This window comes from Peribacillus sp. NPDC101480, from assembly GCF_050277335.1.
GTDB lineage: Bacteria > Bacillota > Bacilli > Bacillales > DSM-1321 > Peribacillus.
The window spans coordinates 34,429-56,650 of record NZ_JBNNSB010000012.1 but is presented as its reverse complement, the minus strand read 5'-3'; the positions used below and the strand labels follow the sequence as shown (position 1 = coordinate 56,650).

The 22,222-nt window shown below is 37.4% G+C and carries 26 protein-coding genes; 6 read left to right on the top strand and 20 right to left on the bottom strand.

Annotated features, from left to right (window positions below; genetic code table 11):
- The first annotated feature begins 179 nt into the window (after positions 1–179).
- Positions 180–1,589, top strand: coding sequence for a LysM peptidoglycan-binding domain-containing protein (locus ACQKMF_RS25200; protein ID WP_427575490.1), 1,410 nt, complete (start codon positions 180–182; stop codon positions 1,587–1,589).
- Positions 1,590–1,613: 24 nt separating this feature from the next.
- Here ACQKMF_RS25200 and ACQKMF_RS25195 read toward each other — a convergent pair whose 3' ends face one another.
- From ACQKMF_RS25195 to ACQKMF_RS25160, 8 genes are all read right to left on the bottom strand, one after another.
- Positions 1,614–2,510 (bottom strand): DMT family transporter, encoded by an 897-nt coding sequence (locus tag ACQKMF_RS25195; RefSeq protein WP_427575488.1) that lies wholly within the window; start codon positions 2,508–2,510, stop codon positions 1,614–1,616.
- 267 nt (positions 2,511–2,777) lie between these two features.
- Positions 2,778–2,981 (bottom strand): zinc ribbon domain-containing protein, encoded by a 204-nt coding sequence (locus tag ACQKMF_RS25190; RefSeq protein ID WP_137020214.1) that lies wholly within the window; start codon positions 2,979–2,981, stop codon positions 2,778–2,780.
- Between the two features lie 400 nt (positions 2,982–3,381).
- Positions 3,382–3,924 (bottom strand): hypothetical protein, encoded by a 543-nt coding sequence (locus ACQKMF_RS25185; RefSeq protein ID WP_402940648.1) that lies wholly within the window; start codon positions 3,922–3,924, stop codon positions 3,382–3,384.
- 388 nt (positions 3,925–4,312) lie between these two features.
- On the bottom strand, positions 4,313–5,266 hold the full coding sequence (locus ACQKMF_RS25180; protein WP_402940645.1) for an ABC transporter permease: 954 nt from the start codon (positions 5,264–5,266) through the stop codon (positions 4,313–4,315).
- Positions 5,266–6,198: an ABC transporter ATP-binding protein gene (locus tag ACQKMF_RS25175; RefSeq protein WP_427575485.1), complete on the bottom strand. Its 933-nt coding sequence runs from the start codon at positions 6,196–6,198 to the stop codon at positions 5,266–5,268. Before ACQKMF_RS25175 ends, ACQKMF_RS25180 begins: the two co-directional genes overlap by 1 nt.
- A gap of 338 nt (positions 6,199–6,536) precedes the next feature.
- Positions 6,537–6,770 (bottom strand): hypothetical protein, encoded by a 234-nt coding sequence (locus tag ACQKMF_RS25170; protein ID WP_402940642.1) that lies wholly within the window; start codon positions 6,768–6,770, stop codon positions 6,537–6,539.
- 49 nt (positions 6,771–6,819) lie between these two features.
- Positions 6,820–7,314, bottom strand: coding sequence for a GNAT family N-acetyltransferase (locus ACQKMF_RS25165; RefSeq protein ID WP_427575482.1), 495 nt, complete (start codon positions 7,312–7,314; stop codon positions 6,820–6,822).
- Between the two features lie 113 nt (positions 7,315–7,427).
- Positions 7,428–8,078, bottom strand: coding sequence for an HAD family hydrolase (locus tag ACQKMF_RS25160; RefSeq protein ID WP_427575499.1), 651 nt, complete (start codon positions 8,076–8,078; stop codon positions 7,428–7,430).
- Between the two features lie 293 nt (positions 8,079–8,371).
- Here ACQKMF_RS25160 and ACQKMF_RS25155 point away from each other — a divergent pair, with 293 nt between their 5' ends.
- The gene (locus tag ACQKMF_RS25155; RefSeq protein ID WP_101225763.1) at positions 8,372–9,169 is read left to right on the top strand and encodes a peptidoglycan-binding protein; all 798 of its coding nucleotides are present in this window, start codon (positions 8,372–8,374) and stop codon (positions 9,167–9,169) included.
- A 92-nt stretch (positions 9,170–9,261) separates the two neighbouring features.
- Here ACQKMF_RS25155 and ACQKMF_RS25150 read toward each other — a convergent pair whose 3' ends face one another.
- From ACQKMF_RS25150 to ACQKMF_RS25130, 5 genes are all read right to left on the bottom strand, one after another.
- The gene (locus ACQKMF_RS25150) at positions 9,262–9,795 is read right to left on the bottom strand and encodes a GNAT family N-acetyltransferase (RefSeq protein ID WP_260356733.1); all 534 of its coding nucleotides are present in this window, start codon (positions 9,793–9,795) and stop codon (positions 9,262–9,264) included.
- Between the two features lie 11 nt (positions 9,796–9,806).
- Positions 9,807–10,811: a phosphotransferase enzyme family protein gene (locus ACQKMF_RS25145; RefSeq protein WP_427575479.1), complete on the bottom strand. Its 1,005-nt coding sequence runs from the start codon at positions 10,809–10,811 to the stop codon at positions 9,807–9,809.
- Between the two features lie 206 nt (positions 10,812–11,017).
- On the bottom strand, positions 11,018–11,209 hold the full coding sequence (locus ACQKMF_RS25140) for a hypothetical protein (RefSeq protein ID WP_101225760.1): 192 nt from the start codon (positions 11,207–11,209) through the stop codon (positions 11,018–11,020).
- A 49-nt stretch (positions 11,210–11,258) separates the two neighbouring features.
- Positions 11,259–11,522 carry a hypothetical protein gene (locus ACQKMF_RS25135; protein WP_427575477.1) on the bottom strand — a complete coding sequence of 88 codons (264 nt, stop codon included), beginning with the start codon at positions 11,520–11,522 and terminating at the stop codon, positions 11,259–11,261.
- A gap of 680 nt (positions 11,523–12,202) precedes the next feature.
- A complete protein-coding gene (locus ACQKMF_RS25130) occupies positions 12,203–12,637 on the bottom strand; it encodes a GNAT family N-acetyltransferase (protein ID WP_427575475.1) in 435 nt (144 codons plus the stop codon).
- A gap of 175 nt (positions 12,638–12,812) precedes the next feature.
- Here ACQKMF_RS25130 and ACQKMF_RS25125 point away from each other — a divergent pair, with 175 nt between their 5' ends.
- Positions 12,813–13,679, top strand: a complete 867-nt coding sequence (locus ACQKMF_RS25125) for an SDR family oxidoreductase (protein WP_427575473.1) — start codon at positions 12,813–12,815, stop codon at positions 13,677–13,679.
- Between the two features lie 52 nt (positions 13,680–13,731).
- Here the strand turns inward: ACQKMF_RS25125 and ACQKMF_RS25120 are convergent, their stop codons facing one another.
- The 5 genes from ACQKMF_RS25120 to ACQKMF_RS25100 all read right to left on the bottom strand — a co-directional run bounded on the left by ACQKMF_RS25120 (position 13,732) and on the right by ACQKMF_RS25100 (position 17,319).
- Positions 13,732–14,151, bottom strand: coding sequence for a VOC family protein (locus tag ACQKMF_RS25120; protein WP_402940621.1), 420 nt, complete (start codon positions 14,149–14,151; stop codon positions 13,732–13,734).
- 29 nt (positions 14,152–14,180) lie between these two features.
- The gene (locus ACQKMF_RS25115) at positions 14,181–14,678 is read right to left on the bottom strand and encodes an SRPBCC family protein (protein WP_427575471.1); all 498 of its coding nucleotides are present in this window, start codon (positions 14,676–14,678) and stop codon (positions 14,181–14,183) included.
- A 38-nt stretch (positions 14,679–14,716) separates the two neighbouring features.
- Positions 14,717–15,028 (bottom strand): hypothetical protein, encoded by a 312-nt coding sequence (locus tag ACQKMF_RS25110; protein WP_101225754.1) that lies wholly within the window; start codon positions 15,026–15,028, stop codon positions 14,717–14,719.
- 80 nt (positions 15,029–15,108) lie between these two features.
- Positions 15,109–15,744, bottom strand: a complete 636-nt coding sequence (locus ACQKMF_RS25105; protein ID WP_427575469.1) for a Type 1 glutamine amidotransferase-like domain-containing protein — start codon at positions 15,742–15,744, stop codon at positions 15,109–15,111.
- A gap of 372 nt (positions 15,745–16,116) precedes the next feature.
- On the bottom strand, positions 16,117–17,319 hold the full coding sequence (locus ACQKMF_RS25100) for a macrolide family glycosyltransferase (protein WP_427575467.1): 1,203 nt from the start codon (positions 17,317–17,319) through the stop codon (positions 16,117–16,119).
- Between the two features lie 558 nt (positions 17,320–17,877).
- On the opposite strand from ACQKMF_RS25100, the gene ACQKMF_RS25095 reads away from it, so the two are divergent.
- The 3 genes from ACQKMF_RS25095 to ACQKMF_RS25085 are packed head-to-tail and all read left to right on the top strand — an operon-like array spanning position 17,878 to position 18,938.
- The gene (locus ACQKMF_RS25095) at positions 17,878–18,243 is read left to right on the top strand and encodes a DUF2089 domain-containing protein (RefSeq protein ID WP_101225747.1); all 366 of its coding nucleotides are present in this window, start codon (positions 17,878–17,880) and stop codon (positions 18,241–18,243) included.
- A gap of 13 nt (positions 18,244–18,256) precedes the next feature.
- A complete protein-coding gene (locus ACQKMF_RS25090) occupies positions 18,257–18,646 on the top strand; it encodes an SHOCT-like domain-containing protein (protein WP_063236560.1) in 390 nt (129 codons plus the stop codon).
- A gap of 10 nt (positions 18,647–18,656) precedes the next feature.
- The gene (locus tag ACQKMF_RS25085) at positions 18,657–18,938 is read left to right on the top strand and encodes a hypothetical protein (RefSeq protein ID WP_402940606.1); all 282 of its coding nucleotides are present in this window, start codon (positions 18,657–18,659) and stop codon (positions 18,936–18,938) included.
- Positions 18,939–19,112: 174 nt separating this feature from the next.
- Here ACQKMF_RS25085 and ACQKMF_RS25080 read toward each other — a convergent pair whose 3' ends face one another.
- Together ACQKMF_RS25080 and ACQKMF_RS25075 are read right to left on the bottom strand one after the other, a co-directional pair.
- On the bottom strand, positions 19,113–21,359 hold the full coding sequence (locus ACQKMF_RS25080; protein WP_402940603.1) for an AAA family ATPase: 2,247 nt from the start codon (positions 21,357–21,359) through the stop codon (positions 19,113–19,115).
- An 11-nt stretch (positions 21,360–21,370) separates the two neighbouring features.
- On the bottom strand, positions 21,371–21,841 hold the full coding sequence (locus ACQKMF_RS25075) for a DUF6530 family protein (protein ID WP_402940600.1): 471 nt from the start codon (positions 21,839–21,841) through the stop codon (positions 21,371–21,373).
- Positions 21,842–22,222: the final 381 nt, after the last annotated feature.

Genomic DNA, 22,222 nt, shown 5'->3' with positions numbered 1-22,222 from the left:
CCTCTATTTTTAAAGCTATTCTCCATAGTAAACTAGTAAAGTTAAATTTTACAAAGGGGAATAAAAAAATTGTGAAAAAATTCTTTGGATATTTTATTATGTTAATCCTTCTTTGTATGTGTCTCTTTCCAACCAGTGGTCATTCATCAAGTAAAACCCAATACATAGGTTCTGTTAAAGTGGACAATACAAAAGTTTTTAGTTCTCCTAAATTAGGTTCTACTCTATTAAAGACTTTAAAAAAGGGCGAGGCGTTTCCCGTCATTTCTTCTTCAGTAGGGGATTCCGCTGGGCCCATCATTCATAAAGTAAAGACTGGAAACACACTATGGAAAATAGCAAATCAATATGGTGTTACAGTAAGTGCGCTACAAAAAGAAAATAAATTAACATCTTCCGAAATAACTGTCGGCCAAAACCTGAAGATTCCCCAGAAATATAAGATTCATAAGGTTGTATCAGGAGATACATTGTGGAAGATTTCTACTAAATACAAGGTAACAACAAGTGAATTGACGAAATTAAATAACTTAGGTTCGGTTACCCTTAAAGTGGGCCAAAAATTGAAGGTTCCGGATTATTACTACCAGGTCCAATTGCTTGGCGGAAAAAAGGGATGGATAAAGAAATCCCAACTTCAAAAAAAGGCGCAAAACCGGATCGTCATGGGCTGGAAGCATAATGGATCGAAAGAAAACTATACCCAGCAACTTAAACAACCCAATTTGAATGTAGTTTCTCCCCGTTCTTATACACTGACGGATACCGGTAATTACGTTTCGGTTTCTGTAGATACAAAATACATCCAAGCTGCACATAAACAAGGAAAACAAGTTTGGCAGCTAATCGGGAATAAATTTGACCCTGTTTTAACTGGTTCAGTACTAGGCAATACAAAAAAACGCCAGAAATTGGTTTCAACTTTACGGGATTCACTTGTTAAAACGAAAAGTGATGGAATAAATGTAGATTTCGAAAACATCGACCCAAAAAATAAGAAGGACTTTGTACTTTTCATAGGCGAACTAAAAAAGGCACTAAAACCGCATGGAATTAAAGTGTCTGTGGATGTCACCCGAGAAAATGACGACCCTTATTGGTCAAAAAGTCTAGATAGGAAAGCACTTGGCAAAATAGCGGACTATATAATCATAATGGGTTATGACGAGCATTGGGGAGGGAGCCCAGTAGCCGGGTCCGTTTCCTCGTTACCTTGGATCAAAGAAGGAACCAAGCTTTTAATGAAAGAAGTACCTGCTCATAAGATCATATTGGCTGTACCATTTTATACGAGAGAATGGGTAACCGATTTGTCGACCAAAAAAGTGATAAGTCATGACCGTACCATGGCTGAGGTCAACAAAATCATTTCATCTCAAAAACTTAAAAAGGTATGGGATAAAAAGACTCAACAAAATTACGTGGTGTATACTTCCAAAGGGAAAAAGCATCAAATTTGGATAGAGGATAAAAAATCGATCAAGCTCCGGATTGACCTGGTAAAACAAAATCATCTAGGCGGTGCAGCTGCTTGGTACATTGGATCAGAAACCCCTGACATTTGGGATGTCTATCATTTTAATCAATAGGTAAATTCATAAAGGAAAAAGGCCTCACATTGTGTGCGGCCTTTTCTGCATGACATCATTTTCAGTCGGTCTAGTCGTTTTAAGTGAATAGACCACCCCAATAAATATCAAGGAAATACCCAGAATTTGAATACCGTCCGGTTTAAATCCTGAAAGCAGAATATCCAAAAGGATGGCAACTGCCGGATCGACAAAAATCATGAAAGATACTACATTTGTAGGCAAATGGCGAATACTATTAAAAAACAGCAAATACACGACGCCTGTATGGATGATGCCGGTAAGAACCGTATAAAACCATTCGGAAGAATTTAAAGTTGTATATACGGAATAATCGACAAAAGGAATCAGTAATAGAAATCCAATGAACATTTGCAGAAATGTGGTCGCATATACACTGGTCTTTGTAATGCTCTTTCCTAAAAGCATGGTTGCCGCATAGAAAAATGCAGCAATGATTCCATACATGATGCCCTCCCATTCAGGAGATGATGATCGAAATCCATCTGTTCCCATAATGAGTAATGTGCCGATGAAGCAAATGGAAATGGCCAAGATGGAGAATAAATTCATTTTCTCCCTAAAGATGAAGCTCCCTATAATGAGTACAATGATCGGCGCTAAATGATAAAGCGAAATGGCGATTGTCACTGATATCAGCTCAAAAGATTTAAAGAGGAATATCCAGTTTAACAAGTTCGCCACCGCGCAGAAAATGATGAGCATTACCTCCCTGCCATTCCATATTTCGTTCTTGAAATGTCCGGTAATCATCCAGGCTGCACATAAGAATACGGCAGCACAAATACAGCGAACAAAAACCAATTCCAATGCAGGAAGTCCTGATAGTTCCGAAAAGAAACCGACAGAACCGAAGATTGTCATGGCTAGAGACAGTTGAAGAAGTGCTATTTTATTCATTTAATTCCCCTCATGAAATTTCCATTTTTTACATTAATACTATCATTTCTCGGGCATGCCGTCACGAGTAATGATATTCGCCCACATTTGATCCGGAATACTTAATTTACACCTGCTATCTCGCGGCAAGATTGTCATGATCTCGTCTTCCCTGCCTTCCTTTATTTTGGCGGCCTAGTCCGGTTCCATCAGTAATTCTCTTCCTAAAATGAATAAAAAACAAGAATCCCCTTTTCATGAAAAAGGGGATTCTTGTTTTGCCAATGATCATCCCAAGAATAGATCCAGGAGATTACTGCCTGCAGATGATTGCTTATTATAAAACTCCGAATAACCGCACTGCTTGCAATACACAACCGTAAATTGATTATTCTGGACATCGAACATTTTTGACAAGCCTGTTCCTGTCATGGCTACATCCTTCTTAGCCGCATCATTGCTTCCGCATTTCATACAACCCTTTTCGCTCATGATCCTTCATCTCCCAATTTATTAAAATGATAAATGCCGATAAATACCGGTGCTCCTAAGCACCGTACATACTTAGATATACGGATAAAGTAATAAATGGTTTCGGAGATCATGAAAAAAATGGAAATTTTTTCTGTTTCCCCTTAGAATTTATAGTAGGAAAAGCATGATACACACTTATTGCAAAATAATAGAGTAAAACCTATGCAGAGCATCATTTATAGGAACCGGGGTATCATCAAGTTTGAAAATGGTAAATGCTGCATATACCCCAACAAATATGATTGGATAAATGATGTAATGATAGATGAAATTTTTTATGAACATATTATTTATCGCATCGCTTTCTTATTCACTTAAACAGCCAAGACCCTTAATCGGGGACGCTGGTGAAAAAACATTACATGACATCTGCATCATCCAATCGTATTTCTGCGACCCTTCCACCTGGTACACACCAGAATTCTAAGGTAATATTTCGTTTATGGTCAATGTATCCGATAATATCCGCTCCCTGTTCATAACTTTTATAATAATGATCCCCGTACTTCGAAAGGACGTCCGCTTTCTTACTTCCTAATTTAATACCTTTGCTTGTTTGAAGGGAGTTTTCAAATTGGGCGTCGTCCGTACTTGAAATGATCAACCGCATGATTTTCCCTTTATCCTCGTCTGTATTGATAGAGGCCGTTTTCAACCCGCCCTTCCAATAATAATAATCATAAGCATTATTATTATCTTGATCGATGGGTTCACCATATTCCCTAATGAATTCTGGACTCGATATGTTATCCAACACTTTAAATCCCCCGATAGATTCATCAGACAAATCTGTTGATTTTGTCAATTTTTCAGAGAATGCCGAGTACACATAGAGCCCTAATGCTGTTCCAATAATTATAAATACAATGACTAACTTTCGTTTATAATGCATTTTCCCCATCTTTAAATCTGCTCCATCTCTATCAGATTATTTCCGCGAAGCCCGCAATTAACTAGTGTATTGTTCATATGTACATGGAGCTACTGACTAGCAAGCAGGTAGGAACTGATCCCCATTATGAACCCTCCGCCTATCCCGATCACTACGCCAGCAACTGTCCATTGTGAAATCATCATGCCTATTAGAAATAAAGAAAATCCTATAAGTCCAATTCATAGAACCTTGTTTTTATTCATTTTTCACCCCTACACCCAACTGAATATCCTCATATTATCTTATACGGATAATTTTGGATAAAGGTTTCACTTTATGCCAGATTCTAAGTAGCAACATTCCTTTTGCATAAGAAAAACCGAAATCAGCCACTGATTTCGGTTTTTCGCTCTATTTAATTAGTGATATCTTTTTTCTGGAAGAAGAAGAAAGTTAGCGCTAAAAAGATAAGATAATAGATGCCGAGTACACCCATCGAGAATCCAAGTGTAGCTCCATCGAACATTTCTATGGTTCCGGAAATATAGCCCCTTAAATCAAGGTGGGGGAATAAGACGAATTTTAACCACTCGTATTTTCCGATGAATGATTGAATGACCATATTTAATGTCGAAGATGCAAATAGGATGAAAATGGATATCCCTACTGCAAGTGCTTGGTTTTTAAATAATGTGCTTAACATGAAAGCGATGGTCGTGATGACTAGGAATCCTGGTATCCAGTAAACGATCATGTCTACGAAATATTCGCCGACTACCACCGGACTGAATTCGAAAGATGCAGGATCCATGATTTTATCTGAATACGAACCATTGCCAAAGAATATGATTCCGATTAGATAACTGAATATAAGAAGGCTCGCAAGTAGTAACGCTGCAAATAACAGGGAAGTAATATATTTGGAAAATAGGATCTTCCAACGTTTATAAGGCCTGATCAACAGTTGTTTAATGGTGCCATCGGAAAATTCCGAAGAAACGAGCGAGCTGCAAACTATAACGACGAATAAAGTGACAAATGATGTTAGTGATGTAGTCCATTCAGCCATATAGGTCCAATTCGTGTTTAAGTCAGGGTTTATATTATCAGCCAACAGTTGCTTGTTGTAATTAATGTCTTCCATGATGGCGGCTTTTTCATCTTCACTGATTTCCTTAGCTTCCAAAGCCTTTTCCTGTTCTTGGATATCTGCGTTTAACTCTTGCTTCCAATCTTTATTCGTTTCGTCAGGACTTAGTTTATAATCGATGACCGCAGCCCCTAATGCTGCCAATAATAGAAAAGCGATGAATATATAAGTTGATACTTTTGAGAAGATTTTCATCCATTCATTTTTTACTAAGGACATCATACAGACTCCCTCATTTCCTGCTCAGTGATTTCGAAGAATTTATCTTCCAGCGATTTTGTGGTTATGCCAATTTCAAAGACATCCAGTTCATTTACATTAAAACTCCGGTTTATATTGGCCGTTTGTTCTCGGGTGGCCGATACGGAGATTGTCTTCGCACCATTTTTTAGAATCGTAATATCCGCAAACTGTTCTTGAAGGATTTTTTTAGCTAGCTTCCCATCACTGACAGTGAATGAAACTTCATTGATCGTTTCGGTTTTTTCATCAACAATATGTTCTTTCGTATGGATCAGTTTTCCCTTTTCGATAACGGCAAAACTATCACACATCAATTGCATTTCCGATAGTAAATGTGATGAAATCAATATCCCGACGCCTTCACTTGCCAGTACTTTCAAATAATCACGAAACTCGCGGATCCCTTGCGGATCCAAGCCATTCGTCGGTTCATCAAAAATCAATAACGATGGTTTATGTAAAATGGCCTGTGCCACTCCAAGGCGCTGGCGCATTCCCAATGAATAGGTTTTAACCTTCTTATCGATGGCATGATCCAGTTTGACAAGCTTAATGACCTCTTCTATTCTCTCAGTGGATATGTCATTGGATGACATTCGGGCATAATGCAGGATATTCTTTCTGCCTGTCATGTACTTATAGAACTCCGGGTTTTCAACAATGGCCCCCAATTGATTCATCGCACCTTCAAAATCATTATCCAGGTCACTGCCATTGATCATGACAGTACCGCCCGTACGATTGATGAGACCTGTGATCATACGGATGATCGTGGTCTTACCCGCTCCATTCGGACCAAGCAAACCGAATATTTCATTGCTTTTTATTTCAAAGCTAACATTGTCTACGATGGTTGCTTTTCCAATTTTTTTAGTTAAGGATTGAACCTTAAGAACCGATTCAGACATATAATACCTTCCTTTTTTTATAAATTTCCAAAATCACACAAATTCAACATTACCATATTATGCATATTATTACTATACTGATATTCTTCCATTTGGATATAAACACCCCTTGAATCAGCTGCAATCAATAGATTTGAATTTTATGGTTTCCCGTTCTTGACCTTATTGTGAAATAACATCAAGCCTTCCGTCTGCGTCAACTTCCCGCCCCAATTATCCTAAACACTGCCATCACTTTTTTTCCTCGAAATAGCAACAACTCCTATATATCGTTACCATTTAATACGATTCCGCAAGAATAAAGTTTCAGGATTATTTAATCTAATAAGGAAAATTTTTCATAACTTAATCAATATATAGGTAAATCCGATAGAAATGGACAGACCCAATGCAAAAAGAAGGATTTTTCTAATACTGGAAGGTAAAAGCTTATATATCATCATTAAAACTACATCGATGAAATTCGTTGGTATGCCGATCTCTTTAATCTCTTTCTTTTTGCCAAAAATGGCGAACCACATTACAAATAGACCGCATAAAATAAAAATGATCGAAAAAATCTTATATCCCATTGTCTGTCACCCGTTTCCTCATAGGCTAAACGATATTGTTATTATTATCTTAACTTTCAAGTTTCAAAATGAATTCTTCAACCTCTTTGCCTCTTGCATGGGAATAACCTTTGTCTTCATCAAATCTTTCAAATCCGCATTTCTCCAGCACCCTGATGGAACCAAGATTATCCTTGGCTGCGCGGGCATAAAGAGGGCGGACTTTTATTTTCGGCAAAAAATGGAGCAGTGCCCCTGTAGCGATCCCTTCCCCCCAATATTGCTTCCCGATCCAATAACTCACTTCCGGGTTACCAAACTGTTCAAACTTGAGAATACTGCCCGCAACACATCCGTTGTGGATTATGGTCATTTTTTGAATATCCCGGTTCAATAAGATGTTCTTCCAGTGTGTCAAAAAAACCGCCTTGTCTGATGGATCTTTAGATGTGAAGGCAGCCATATAGTTTGCGGCAGGATCCAATTGCTGCTCGAAAAAGATTGGAAGATCGCTCTCATTGACCTCCTGCAGCCGGACTCCTTCGTCATTGATATGCAATCCCATAAACTCACCCTCCCCACCAAAATATAACTTTCATTAAAACCAGAAAAACCGAAGACTCTGCCATCTTCGGCTCGGTTTCATCCCTTTATCATACTATACTTTCCTTCGAACGCTTATTGCTCAATATGTTTTATGACGTCAGACAAGCTCTTATCCATCATGGAACGGAGGCGTAAATGATGATTTTCAAAAGCTAAAGCTTCCGTCACGGGATTAGGAACGATCACACATTTTAAACCTGCAGTCAGGGCCGCTTGAAGCCCATTTAACGAATCTTCAAATGCTACGGCTTCTGTCGGCTGAATGGCCAGAACATCAATTGCCTTTACATACAAATCAGGCGCTGGTTTTACTTTCTCGACTTCATCCCCTGTGATAATAACTTCAAAATAGTGTAACAGTCCGAGTTCCGCCAAATGATGAGTGACCCACTCTTTTGTCGAGCTTGAAGCGAGGGCGATTTTATATCCATTTCTTTTTGCTTCTTCTAAATAATCCTTCACACCTTCACGTGCCTGTGATGTTTTCATCTTTACTTCATGGAGGCTTTTTGCTCTGGATTCAATTTCTTCAATATTACACCTTTCCCCCAGCTGATCTTTAAAGTACTGATTAAGCTCAGTATTATCCGTTCCGATACATGTAACAAAATGTTCGAGGGGCAAATCAGATTCATAAAAAGCCATCGTTTCTTTATAAGCCTCATACCAAGCCGTTTCCGTGTCTAAAATTAAACCATCAAAGTCGAAAATAACTGCCTTAATCAAATGATTTCCTCCTTTAACCTTAAAATAGAACTTCTATTAACTTAAACGTACATGAATGAATGCCCCTGTTCAACCAAACGGTTCCGGTCCGTTTCCATATGAAGGTGATTTTTTCCATAATTAGTTAATCACTAAGGATATGGTAACCCGATGTCCGCCTCATTTCTTTTTTATATGTTACATGTTTTAACAATTACTTAGTGCCTTCGCGGTGTTTTTCCTTTACTGCGCCTAAAAGAGTGATAGTTTAACGAATGGTTTAATTGCAGGAAACAACGAGGAGGATAAACATGAAGAAAATTTTATTAACGATCCTAACGGCTTCTGTATTCATTCTAGGAGTTTGCATGCCAACAAAAGGCGAAGCCGCTGCTTTGGATCGCACACTTTCATTTGGGATGAGTAATAGTGATGTAAAACAATTACAAGAATTATTACTGACAAAAGGGGTTTTTCCCTATCATGAAGCAACAGGTTACTACGGACCGATTACAAAGGAATCCGTAAAGAAGTTCCAGGAAAAATCAGGGCTGAAAGTCGATGGAATAGCAGGAACACAAACGAATCAGAAAATACAGGTACTGAAAAGCGGGGATATGGGAAGGCCTGTAGCTGAACTGCAAAGGCTATTGAAAGCCTGGGATGTTTACTCATCAACGGTCGATGGCATTTATGGTTCAGGTACAAAGCAAGCCGTTATCAACTTTCAAAAGCAAAAGGGCTTATCCGCTGACGGTATAGCCGGTGCACGGACCATCAGTAAATTAGAAGAAAGAGCCAGTTCGGCAAGCTCAGCCGTTAAAGAACTGACGGTTACAAGTACAGCATATACAGCAAGTTGCGAGGGATGCTCAGGCACTACAAGAATGGGTGTCGATTTAGAAAAATATGATGATGCCAAACTGATAGCAGTCGATCCGAACGTGATTCCGCTAGGCTCCATCGTTGAAGTCGAAGGCTACGGACAAGCTATCGCTGCAGACACGGGCGGTGCGATCAAAGGAAACAGAATCGATGTCTTCATCGCGAAGGAAGCGGATGCTTTAACGTGGGGAAGAAAGCAAGTGAAGGTAAGAGTAATTAAATAATGCATGACATAAATATCGTTTTACTATAAAAATAGATACATAACCAAACCGGAAGAGCATGTAATGAATCCATTCATGCTCTTTCGGTCTGATCAAACCATTTTGTACATGATAATATCATCAACGTATTCACTTTCGCTCATCTTGAATTCTTTTATTTTACGGCCTTCTTCAACAAACCCCAGCCTTTTATACAATGATATTGCCCGATGATTTGTGGAAAAAACTCCTAAACTCACCTTCTCAATCAACGGATTGGCTTCTGCCCAATCCAATAACGCTTCAATAAGCTCCTTTCCCAATCCCATCCCTCTGAAATTTTTTCTGATCATCACCCCAAATGAACCCTTGTGGGACATTCTCTTCCTATTCTCCGATTGAAAGGCTATCCATCCAACCACTTTATCATTTATTTCGGCCACGATGATGGTTTCCCGTTCATTTTCCAATAACCTTCGTATCCAATCTCGTTGCTGTTCATATGTTTTATTGAACTCCTCCGATACGGCAATAAAATACTCGCCTTCGGAAATAACGGAATTTTGCACATCCAAAACCGCTTCCGCATCTTCCAATACACCAGTCCGAATTCTATATGCAAGCCCATTATTTTTTATATCTGACATTCCAATCCCCCTTAATGAACCATGTTCGGATCGAAGTGAACAATAGGACGGCTTTCGATGATTCTTTGTTCGATTTTTTGAACGGTTTTGTATAATGGACTATCCGCATTCTTCAAATCGTATTTTTTATGGAAAAAATTATATAACGTTAAATCCCTTAGCTTTAAAAATAGAGGAATCGTTTCATATTCTATAGGCGCAAGAATATTTTCCGTCTCATAGCCTTTTATGAATTCCCTCATGAACTTGGCAGCATATTCATCGAGCCCTTTTGTCCCTTCACGTTCCAAGCTCCACATCAGATAGTACAGAGGTATGGCCAAATCACTGGCAAACCAATGATAAGAACAGTCATCAAAGTCAAAAACATGAATCTTCCCCTCATGAAAATGGAAATTGCCGTTATGTATATCAGAATGAATCAATCCAAAATTATCTTGATGAACCGGAAGGGCATTTAACTTCTTCGTGACTAATTCTTGTTGGCGCATCAATTGCTCCGGTACATCGGATTGAAAGAGCTGAGCATTCAATAATTCTTCTTCATGCCAATCCAGCCTTTTATATTCCGCTTTTGGCTTATAACTTTTAGTTTGTTTGTGCATTTGGCCAATGGTTCTTCCCCATTCAAAAAATAAAGGTTCATTGAAATTTTCATCGGTGACTTTCATTCTTACACCAGGAGCTTTTTCAAACAGGCAACAATAAAATTCTGAACCATCCGAGCCCTTTACAATTTCAACTAAGTTATTATCTTTCGAAAAGAGAACCTTAGGAATTTCACTACCATTATTCTGTAAATGCTCAATCCACTTTAACTCAGCAAGCACTTGAGCTTTTGTACGATGTGATTGATGTGTCATTCTTAAAATGTATGGCGTTCCATCCCTGTAAACCTCAAATACGTAGTTCTCTGCATCTCCAAGTTTAACCGGATTCCCCGCATTCACTTGAAAAAAATCTCCAGCCAATTTCACCAATTCATTAGAAAAAATCCGTTCTACAGCAGCTTCCATGATCTTCACTCCCATAATGATATTGCTAACTTATTATTAAAAACGATTTATACTATGCTTTATACGATACCAAGATGCCTTTCCCCTTTATTTGTATATTATTGTTTTTTATAAATCTAAAAGATAAAGCTTTTGAATAATAAGTTATTAGCAGTTCCTTCTTCCTTTTTTCAAAAAAAAAACGCCCTATAGGGCGCGTCCAAAAATCAAGTTTCCTTTTCTTCTTCATTTGCTATTTTATTGAACTTCAAAATCGTTTCTTCAATTACTGGATTATTGAATTCCTCTTGGATGGCTGATTGTACAAACTTATCTTCACCATTCATTTCATCCCAAGCATTAACTCTGTAATCTGGATCCCGACGATTTGATTTACCGTTTTCCTCATTATTTGACAACTATCTTCACCTCTTAAATATAGTGGAATTCGAACCATTCATAAGCCTTTTAATAATCTTCCTTGATTGAAATGGGTGAACCCGTTGATGTATGTTGATTAACCCAGGCGAGCGACACTTTTGAAACGGCATCCCACTCGGGTATTTGAGCTTTATGTTGTTCCACCCAGCTCATGCAATACTGCGGATCTATATTGCCTTCTTCGGATTTTGCCAAGAATGACTGAATTGTGGTTTCCGTACAATTTTCCCAAGAACCACAGGTATCCTGCCAAATATGTTCCATTTTCATTTGTATATTTTCGTTAGCCATTTGGTTTCCTCCTTAATTAAATGTTACATTTTGATATCTTAATTAAGTATGTCCAAGGCTAAATAAATCATTACAAAAATTTGGGTTTTTCAGCGAAAGAATGAATTTACAGTCCTAAAAATGATGAATAAACTGATTCCGATGAACAAAATCCGCCAGAACCAATAACTGCTTATGAAAGGAAAATCATTGTCTTCTTCAATCTCCTTTACACCCTTATACAGCCAATTGTATTGAAACAAACCAAAATATAGAAACACGACTCCCGTTATAAAACAAAAAAACAAACTAGCATTTCCAACACTTCATCGAACTCCTCACTTTTCATCTTGACGTAAACATCAAAATAAGGACTTTTGATCAAACTCTGCAGCAGAAGGATATTCTAGTTAGTAAGATGAGTAGTTCAATATATTTTTTCAAAGGAATTGGATTCATTATTATACTTGCTATAAACGTTCCAATTTCTGGGTATTGGAGCATTTGCGGTGAGTTTGGGGCTTATTCTTGTAAGTTTCAGCGGTTTACTCGTGAATTTATCTTTAATTGATCTCTTCTTACTAAAAATGTTTATAATCCAATACACATAGTGGACAACGTGTCTTACATTCACTCCATTTGCTCTATAAAGTGGCACAAAAAAAGCTGAATACTCAGCTCTTTTACGTTGCTATTCTTACTCACAGCGTTTTTCTAAATGAGTAGCACCATTTATCATAATCTAATTTCTCTTCATAGAATCGGTGGGCTTCGTTTCGTTGGATCCCAGATTCCAATGCCACATATGCAGCTCCGTTTTCTTTTGCCCAGTTATGTATATAACTTAATAACTTCTCTCCATATCCAAATGAGCGGTGTGCAGAATCTGTTACAAGGTCATAAATAAACACGTGACGTTTATTATAAAAGTTCACTCTCCAGCTTAAACCAGCCAAGGATACAACCTGGTTATCTTTATATAAAGCAAACAAACAGTATCCGTCCTTCCTCATTTCTTCAAGTAACTCCAGATATGTTTTTTGAGTTAAGTCAGTACGCAACTGATTCATGATTGGAAAGGCTTCTAACCATTGTTCTTTTTTGGTCAATTCTTGTATTGTTCCTGTCGAATTCATATTTCACCCCTGAAATTTTTATTTAAATGTAATTCAACTTTGAACACCGTAAGTCCTTCTTCACTATATTTTTGTAATCGTTTGCAGATGGAATCGGTGGGAATGTCGATGTTTAACCGTACTTTTTACCGGCTAAAGTATGACTAGATCAATAGTTTAAAAGGAGGAGATTTCATTGAATATATATGAACAGCAAAAGAATGGACAGCCCGGACAAACGCAGGAAAGACAGCCTGGTATTGAATCTGAGATGAATCCACTTCCGATTCAGCCAAAGGATTACATAGGAAGCGGTAAGCTTAAGGACCGCGTTGCCTTAATTACAGGCGGAGATAGCGGCATCGGACGTGCGGTTGCCATTGCTTATGCAAAGGAAGGCGCCCATGTGATTGTGAATTATTTAGATGAGCACGGTGATGCCGAAGAAACAAAGCAGCTGATTGAAGCGGAAGGCGTTCGCTGCCTCCTACTTCCAAGTGACGTTTCCGTGGAGGCGAATTGTAAAGAATTGATTACTAAGACGCTGGACGAGTTCGGAAAGCTGGACATCCTCGTCAATAATGCTGCGGTGCAATTTCCGACGGAAAACATTGAAGATATCACGGACGAGCAATGGGACAGAACGTTCCGCACCAATATTTATTCAGTATTTTACATGAGCAAGCACGCGGTTCCTCATATGAAACAAGGCAACTCGGTCATCAGCACAACATCGATCAATCCTTACAGAGGCCATGCAACTTTGATGGATTATACAGCGACAAAAGGAGCAATCGTCGGATTCACACGCAGCCTTGCACAGAATGTGGCTAAAAAAGGGATCCGGGTCAATATGGTTGCACCAGGACCGATTTGGACTCCGCTCATCCCTGCGACATTCGACGAACGATCCGTTGCCGAATTTGGTACCGAGGCACCGCTTGGCCGCCCCGGGCAGCCTGCAGATCATGCAGGTGCCTACGTGCTGCTGGCATCTGATGAAGGTGCCTATATAACAGGACAGTGCATTCACATCAATGGCGGGATCACGATGTCCTCATAAACCCAAAACGACCGAAAAGCATGGTGCTTTTTGGTCGTTTTCATTTCAAAATTTAATTTCCTATGCCGGGCGAATTCATCAATACAATTCTCCAACCATCCGGATCTTCAAAAGTAACACCTGATTTTTCCCAATATGGATTTTCCGGAGAAACCGGTTCATATCCCATACCTTTCAACCTATTCGTGATTTCCTCAATGGTTTTACGTTCAGGAATATAAAAGACAAGCAGATTATCTTTTGATGGGGCAGGACAAGGACTGCCATCCTTATGTTGAGTAAACTCCAGATGATAGCTGGAATCAGGAAGACCGATCATGATACCGTCATATCCCTCGTGCCCTTCAAAAGAACCGATTTTTTTCAAGCCTAATCCTTCACAATAGAAGTTTATAACCTTTTTTAGTTGATCAGTAGGACGTGCAACCCGCATTTGCGCTACTTTCATATCATTTGGCCATTTACTTTCCATTGTCCCATCCCTCTCTGAAATTCGAATCATTAGCCTTTATAGCTAACTTGTCCAGTTTCAACCAGTTCCTTCAGTCCCATAAACATTAAGTTCCAGCCATGTTCAGATCCATCGTGATACTCTCCAAGAGCTTTTTCGATATCGGATTCTGTCCAATTTTCTTCATGAGGAACGATGATTTTTTGTGAAAATGTCATTTCACAGCCCTTTTGAAGTTCTTTCAGTTCAACTGTAATTGTATCTACTAATTCACTGAATTGCGGCATTTTAAAAGTGAACACTAATTTATTGGGAGGGTCCATTTCAAGGTACTCCCCTATCGCCCGATAATCTTTTCCATCGCGATGATCAATAATTTCCCAAGTACCTCCCACTTGAGGATCATTTTGTGCCACCTTATTTGTCCCTTCCAATGTAAAAAACCATTTTCTCATCATCTCAGGGTTCAACCATGCATCAAAAACCATTTCAGGCACTACATCAAAATTTCTTGTCATCTTTAAAGTGGTTGTTGAGTATTTTTCCATTTACATGCTCCTTACGTCAATTTTATGGGTTTACCTTTTTACATACTTTTCAATTCCTCTTTTGAGACAGCACGCCAACCGTTTGCTTCCAGTTTCTCTATATAGGTTTCCATCCTGATTTCCTTAATCTCAATCGCAAGCGGGTGCAGCGAAACAAAACATTCATTTGAGGCATAATTAATCGAAACCTTTACAACTTCATATCCATTATGAAATCCTGAATCGAATCCTGGATCATCCATTATATCCCCTTTAACAGGACGAATATCAGATTCAACTGTTTTCATCATTGATATACCATTTTCTTGTTCTTTTATTGATGTAATGAAAATCATTAAATTTATTTTCATTGCAGTCTCCTTTTCTCTATCCTTTAGCGCCCGGCGCCCTTGCTCCAATTGAGGTAAAGAGCTTGTTGGTTCTTTAAGACTTAGGAATTCACTATTTCCTTTTTCATATTTTGAAAGGAATAGATATCATTTGCAACTTTAAATAGTTCCCCGTTCTTGGAGAAAATCGCACTTCCATTTGGTATTGCATATATCCTTCGTTCATTTGAAAGGGGAATTAATTCTCCATCTATATTATCCTCGTAATGGACCTCAACGCTAAACCCAACTAATCCTAAGCCCTTGATCACTACCGTTACTGGGTAGTCTTTATCTTTTGTTATTATGCAATCATTACAGAAGGCTAATGAACCCGCACTATATCCGATGATTAAACCTTGAAAGTCTTTGATAATTGGGACGAGTCCTTTTTCTTCTATAACATGGATTAACCTTTCTGGCTTTCCACCAATAAAGTAAAGAATATCATGTTCTTTTATAGACTCTTTCATTTCTTTGTCTGAAAGGTCTTCGTTTAATAATTCAATACTTACATTCTCCATGATTGAAAAGGCTTGTTTTATACTTGCCATCCAACTTTCATACCTGGAATTGTCGGTTGCAAAAGGGATAATTAAAATCTTAGCATCATGTTTAATCATTTTTGAAAGTTCCAGGAACACTTCACCTAATTCATTATCCGTGTGATTTCCGCCACCAATAAAACAAATGTCCATATATGTCCCCCAATTTTCCACATGCTATTCTCTTAAAATATTCTATGTAAATAGGACAATACCTTTATATGTCACTACTCTTCAGCTAAATTGCCCCTTTAGCTCCACAAAAAAAGGCTGCCGCAGAAACCCTCAATTAAACCCTTGCCTATTTTCTCAAATATACGACAATGTCATTTCTGTCTACTCGAAATTTTAAATCATCCTTAATTAGCCAGCATCCTCAGATTCAAAAATATACCATATCCATTATTCTTAGGATAACCATATAAATAGCAGACCACTTTTCCATCTTTCAAAAATACAAATTGATTCATTCCTTCATTTATAAAAAAAGAATTGCCACTAAGAAAATGCCACCGATAATTTATTTTAAATATCGTATTGACCTATAAATTCAAAAACCTCATCAACAGCTTGGTGATATCCACCCGATTTTTGAAAGGATTCGCTTATATTTGAAACAGATTTATGGTAAGATGGGTCGTTTAATACATGATCTGCGGCCTCACGCAGTTGATTTGCAGTCAAGCTTTGCATTTGTAATTTAATACCGGCTCCGATATTGGCAACTTGCCCTGCAATTATGGGCTGATCCGCGCTTTGTGGGATTACAATTAGCGGAACCCCGTAGTAGAGACCCTCATTGGTACTATTCATTCCACCATGTGTGATAAATAATTTAGTGCATTTTAGCACTTCCGTTTGTGGAACATATTTTTTCACAATGAAGTTTTGGGGGATTTCTCCTAATTCAATTAGTGGGGTTTGTTGACCGACCGACATGACAACCGTGTGATTGCTATTTCCAAATGCTTCAAAACAAAGCTTATAAAAATCAAGAGACCGGTTAAAAACTGTTCCAAGAGAAATGTAAATGGGACTTTTTCCTTTGATATCAGCAAGGTCAAAGTTATCCTGCTTTAACCGTGAAGAGATGGATGGACCTACAAATTTGTAAGTTTGGTCGAATGCTTCTTTAAAAGGTTGAAACTCCCTAGTTGTATAAACGATTGAAAGTGGTGCAGGATTACAAAAAACTTCGTAAGTAGAATGGATCTCCACATCATATTTTTCCTTCACCATTACCGTCAGTCTTTGAAATTCATCGTGTATAGGTTTAACTATGTCTGGAGGAATTTCTTTAGAAAGCTGTTCCAGCATTTTATCGAATGATGCTTTTGTCTGCGCAAAAGAAGTACAAGAATTGATTGCGGGAAGCTTAAGGATTTGGGCAAGTAAACGTCCACAGCCAAACATGGAATCATGGATGATGTAATCAAAATGCTCTCCTTTGATCTGTTCAAGAACGCTAGGTATGACGATATCTACCGTATTTAAAAGACCGTTGATTCTTTCGAGTAAATAATTTCTTCCGCCTGAGAGAAAAGCTTCTATAAATTTTTCACCGTCAATTGTTCGTACAGTAGCTCCCGTCTTCTCGATACGTTCTCGAAATGATTCTATCGTAAAGTACACTACCTCTTCTCCACGCGAAATAAGCTCTTGCACAACTCCAATAGTTGGATTGATATGTCCTTCTGATCCAGCATTAATAAATAAAACACGTGCCATTTTACCACTCCTTAAATAAATCTGTAAGAGTATGGTTACTGACCCATACCCTTCCAAACTCAAAATAATATAAATTTATCATAGTACAATACTGGAAAATCTCAAATTCTTAATCACCCTTGTTTTGGTACATTAGAGGAGCTTAGCTGAAAACGGCATTCAACACATTAATAAAGACTAAGTCCTCAACTCACTGCATAATCGGAGATTAATCAACCCGTAAGCTTATAATTTTCAAGTTAAATCAATAATAATACATCAATGCCACCGACTGCTGAATAATCATCATAATTGGAATATTAATATCAAATGGATTATTGAACAGCATCTCAAAGACTATGTAATTGTGCTCATTATGTGACTGGTTATTTTACCCAAGAAAAATGTCTACAATTTCAACCATTATAATACTTGAATGGATAATAAAAACGAATAATCAATAATATTAAACCTTAAATTAATATTATTGAATTATTTTATTAAAAATTTAAATTTTATTATTTATATTTTTAATTCCTTGTTTTATAATCGAATTAACTAAAAGGAAGTGATTTCATTATGGCTTATAAATTAATCACAAATTGCCCTGTTTGCAGTAAAACATTGAAAATTACAAAGTTGCAGTGCTCTCATTGTCACACTACGATTGAAAATGAGTTTGAAATATCTAAGCTGGCATCCTTATCAAAGGATCAGCTTCATTTTGTGGAAGTATTTTTAACATGCAGAGGGAATATCAAAGAAGTTGAAAAGGAACTGGGGATTTCGTATCCAACGGTTCGAGGCAAGCTAACTGACATCATTTCATCCCTTGGATATGTACAGAAGAAGAAAAATGAAGTGGACGAGAAAAAAGTTGTCACCATGTTGGAAAATGGCGAAATCACAACAGAAGAAGCCATTAAGCTCTTAAAAGAGGAATAGGGAGGAATTTATCATGAAAGAGGAAATTACAAGAGTGTTAACAATGGTTCAAGAAGGGAAGATTGATGCAGATAAGGGATCAGAACTGATTCAAATATTAAAAGAGAAAGAAGAAACAGGTAACAAGCTTCTTGAAAAACCGACTAAATATTTAGATAAAACCTTAAAAGTTCGTGTTGTATCCGCCGAAAATGATAATGTCACGGTCAATTTGCCTATAAAACTTGTCAAGGCAGTATTAGTGGCTGGACACAGCATCGCAGCGAGTATTCCTCAATCGGAAAAATACGTTAAAGATATAGACATAAGTCTTATTATTGAAGCAATCGAAAACGAATTAGATGGACAAATTGTTGATATTAAATCGGCAAACGGGGATACCGTTTCAGTCATCATTGATTAGTGATTCGCTTATGATGCATGTTAAAGTGAAAGCGAAAGGCGTTCGGTTTACCCTTCCAATTCCATATGCCATTTTAAACATTGTTATTTCAATTTTATCTTCAAAATTTATTCAGCAAAATGCAAACAAATGGACAAAAGTGCACTTCGAAAGAAAAAAACTGGACTTTACCTTTCCACTAATAGACAAAAAAACGCTAAAGCCTATCGTCAAGGAACTGAAAAATTATAGGGGGATCGTGCTAGTAGATGTCAAAGCTAAGGACGGCACTGAGGTTATGGTTAGACTATAATTTTCGCTTACAATACCGAGAAAATTGCACAAAGACAACAAAGTTATTTAATTTTAAAACCTCAAACAAGCATAACCCCGTTCTAAATATAGGACGGGGTTAAAAAAACGGAAAAATCTTTATTGATACCGTACCAGTGCCTTTTTGCTTTTTTCAACCATTTTCAAATCCCTCCTATAAAAAGCGACTGATTGTTTCCACTAATTTTTGAGGAAACGATTTAAGGTCAGTCATATCAAGGAATCTCTCTCTTCCGTGTAATTCTGCAATCTTTTCTTTATCTTCTCCAATAGCAACAGATAGGAATAGCACGTCTTTTCTTTCATATTCTCTAATAACTGATTGGATATCCACCCTCGCTGCATCCCCTGAATAATTAGGCATGGCTTTTGGTTGTCCATCACTAATATTTATCAATAGCTTGGTAGAAGCGATTTGTTTCGATAGTTTGTCTGCCAATATTCGTAAATTAACACCATCACGATTATTTTGGCGAGGCTTCATTGTCGCAATTTTCCCTATAGCCCCATCGTACCCATCATCAAACTCTTTGTACGAGTATAGTGAAGTCATTTCCCTTTGACTAATATCTGCAGTGTCTCCATAAATCATCAAAGGAACATTTAACATTCTACAAAACTCTGTTAAAGCGATTATTGCTTTTTTGGCACTCTCCATTCGTTGAGCCCGAACCATGGAACCAGACTCATCTATACGTATCGCTATAGCTAGAGAGGGATTTTCAGTTGGAGGATTTTTTTTATCAAAGTAACGATAGTCTCCCATTGCAACCTTAGAAGCATTAAATCGCGTACCGTATAACTTCCCTGGAGTGTATGTTACTGACTCTTTTTTTTCTAATACAGCAAGAATTTTTCTTGCCATACTCTCCACAAGAGGTGTTATTTCCTTTTTAATATGTTCTGCTTCACTCATACTTTCCTTCGTTGCATGAGGGCGGTGGATAATGATCCCTTCTTTTTGATGAATCGTGTTTTTCATAAGCGTTCGAGCTTCTTTATTCAACTCTTTTTTCTTATCAGCTTCTTGCTTCTCTAGTATTTCCGGCAACTGTTTTACTTGTTGCTGAGAAATACCTGTTTGAGATTCCTCATGCTCTTTTCCTTTATTACTATCGATTTCAATGTCCTTTGATCTCTTTTCAGAAAAAATCTCTAAGGGTTCCCCTTTTTCTTGTTGAGGCAGAGCGGAATCACTATTTTGAATTTTCTCCTCTTCTTTTGTAAAATAAATGGAAGATGTATCTTTTTGAAGTTCCTCCTCACCGTCTTGTTGTTCCTCATAATTATCTACCATTGGTGACCCTGGAGGAGCTTGCGGTTTATTCATTGGATTCTTTTGATTCAGTAAATAAGATTGAATACGCTCCAATAATTGACTGCTTTCTAATTCTTTTTCTAGTATTCTAATCTCAGTTTCATCGGTGGTAATTTTATAGATGACTTTTTGATAAATAGAATCAAAGATATTTTCTCCTTGATGCACTGCATTCACCCAATAGAAATAACTTCTCATTCCTGCTACACCCTTGATTCCATTAGCTTTTGAAGTAGCATCTAATAAAATAATGATTTCAGCCATCATTGCTAATAGCTCTTCATCTGCAAAACCAACTTTACTGAGAGCCCGGTTGACCATCACTCCCTTAGAAGGAAGATTCATTCGTTCCGTGTGTTGAACTCGATCACGTAATGATTCATTAAGGGGTCTATTCCCCTGATAATTTCTATTGGTTGTAATAACTACTACAGCATCATGGTGCCGTTTGATCATTCCAGTTGGAGTATTTAAAATACCATCAATTTCAAGAGCAGAATTCAATGCAACTAAAACCGATGCATCTCTAATGACAGTAGGTTCTTGTATCTCTAACAGGTAGCCTTCATGTAGTGCACGAACGATTTCTGATGGATAATACTTATATGTTACATTCTTACCGGTGTCTTTGATTTTCTTTTCAAGTTTTGCCAAGTATTCTTTCGTTTCTGCCATATTTAACTGTAGATAGGAAGACAAATTTTCTAAAAACTGCTGCGCCGTGCTATTATTTTCAAAAAACTGAATTATTTTTTTATCTTCCACTTGTGCTTCTTCCATTACTGGCAAAAGTGAGCCGAAAATATCTGATTTATCCATGTCGGCAAAACAGGTAATTTTCGTATATGGCAATCGAAGATCATGAGAGAGAGCTTTGGCAAGTTGTGTTTTACCTGAGCCAGCATCCCCCTCTAGCAGTACATTGATGACTCGCAGTTCTCCATTATGCCAATTCCTATTGATTGTATCTGCAACACGTAATTCCTCCACACTTTCTTGATGGCTAGGAGACTTTTTCCAAATCATTTGTTTTTCTTCTTCTGTAAATTTTCTGCCATCTGAAACGACAAATCCTCTTATCATTATGATTCTCCTTACCGATATCCCATTTCCTTCATAATATCGTTGATGATTCTAAATCTTTCTCCCAAAATTTCGCCATCCGATTGCAACATATCATAAAAATATTGAATATCTTTATCTAAATTCTCATTTTTTGTGTCAATTTCTAATTGCATCTTATTTCCCTGCAACCCTAAAGCTGTAACGATTGGATTTTCAGGATCATACAGCTTTTCAAATTTATAAGCATCTCTAAAATATAAGTTGGTCGATAAAATAAGGATGGCTAAATCTAAAATTCTAGTGGCAGATAACTCAATTTCTTGAGCAGAATCATCAATCATTACAATTTTTCCAACGATATCTCCTGTTCTGGGCGATTTCCCCTGTAGCATTCCTGTGCTTAACGATTCGATTTCTTTACCATAGGCAGCCTTACCATCTACTTTGTCGTAATTTTCAACAGTGATAATTGATTTATACTTATATTCACCTTTATTCATATCATTGCTCCTTTTTATTTTTTCGTTTTTTTCCTTCCCCCAATACGATGTTCCGTCAGAAATTTCTGCTTAGAAATCCTAATTATCTTCTTATTTAAGATTTCTGATAAACATAGGACAGGCGAAATTCATATTTTAAACACCACATTCTACTCCCGCTAATTAACAAACATTATATTATTATGTTTGTTATATTGCAAACAAAAGTTAATTACGTTTATTGTTATGCATAATAAAATTGATTATGTTTAAATAATGAAGATTTCACGATTTTTTTGGAACGCATTATTAGAAGAATTACGGGGTATATTCGAGAGTCTGATTTATATATGTCTCTTATACGTATTTATCCTCATGAGACGGTATAAAAAAAGGATCTTC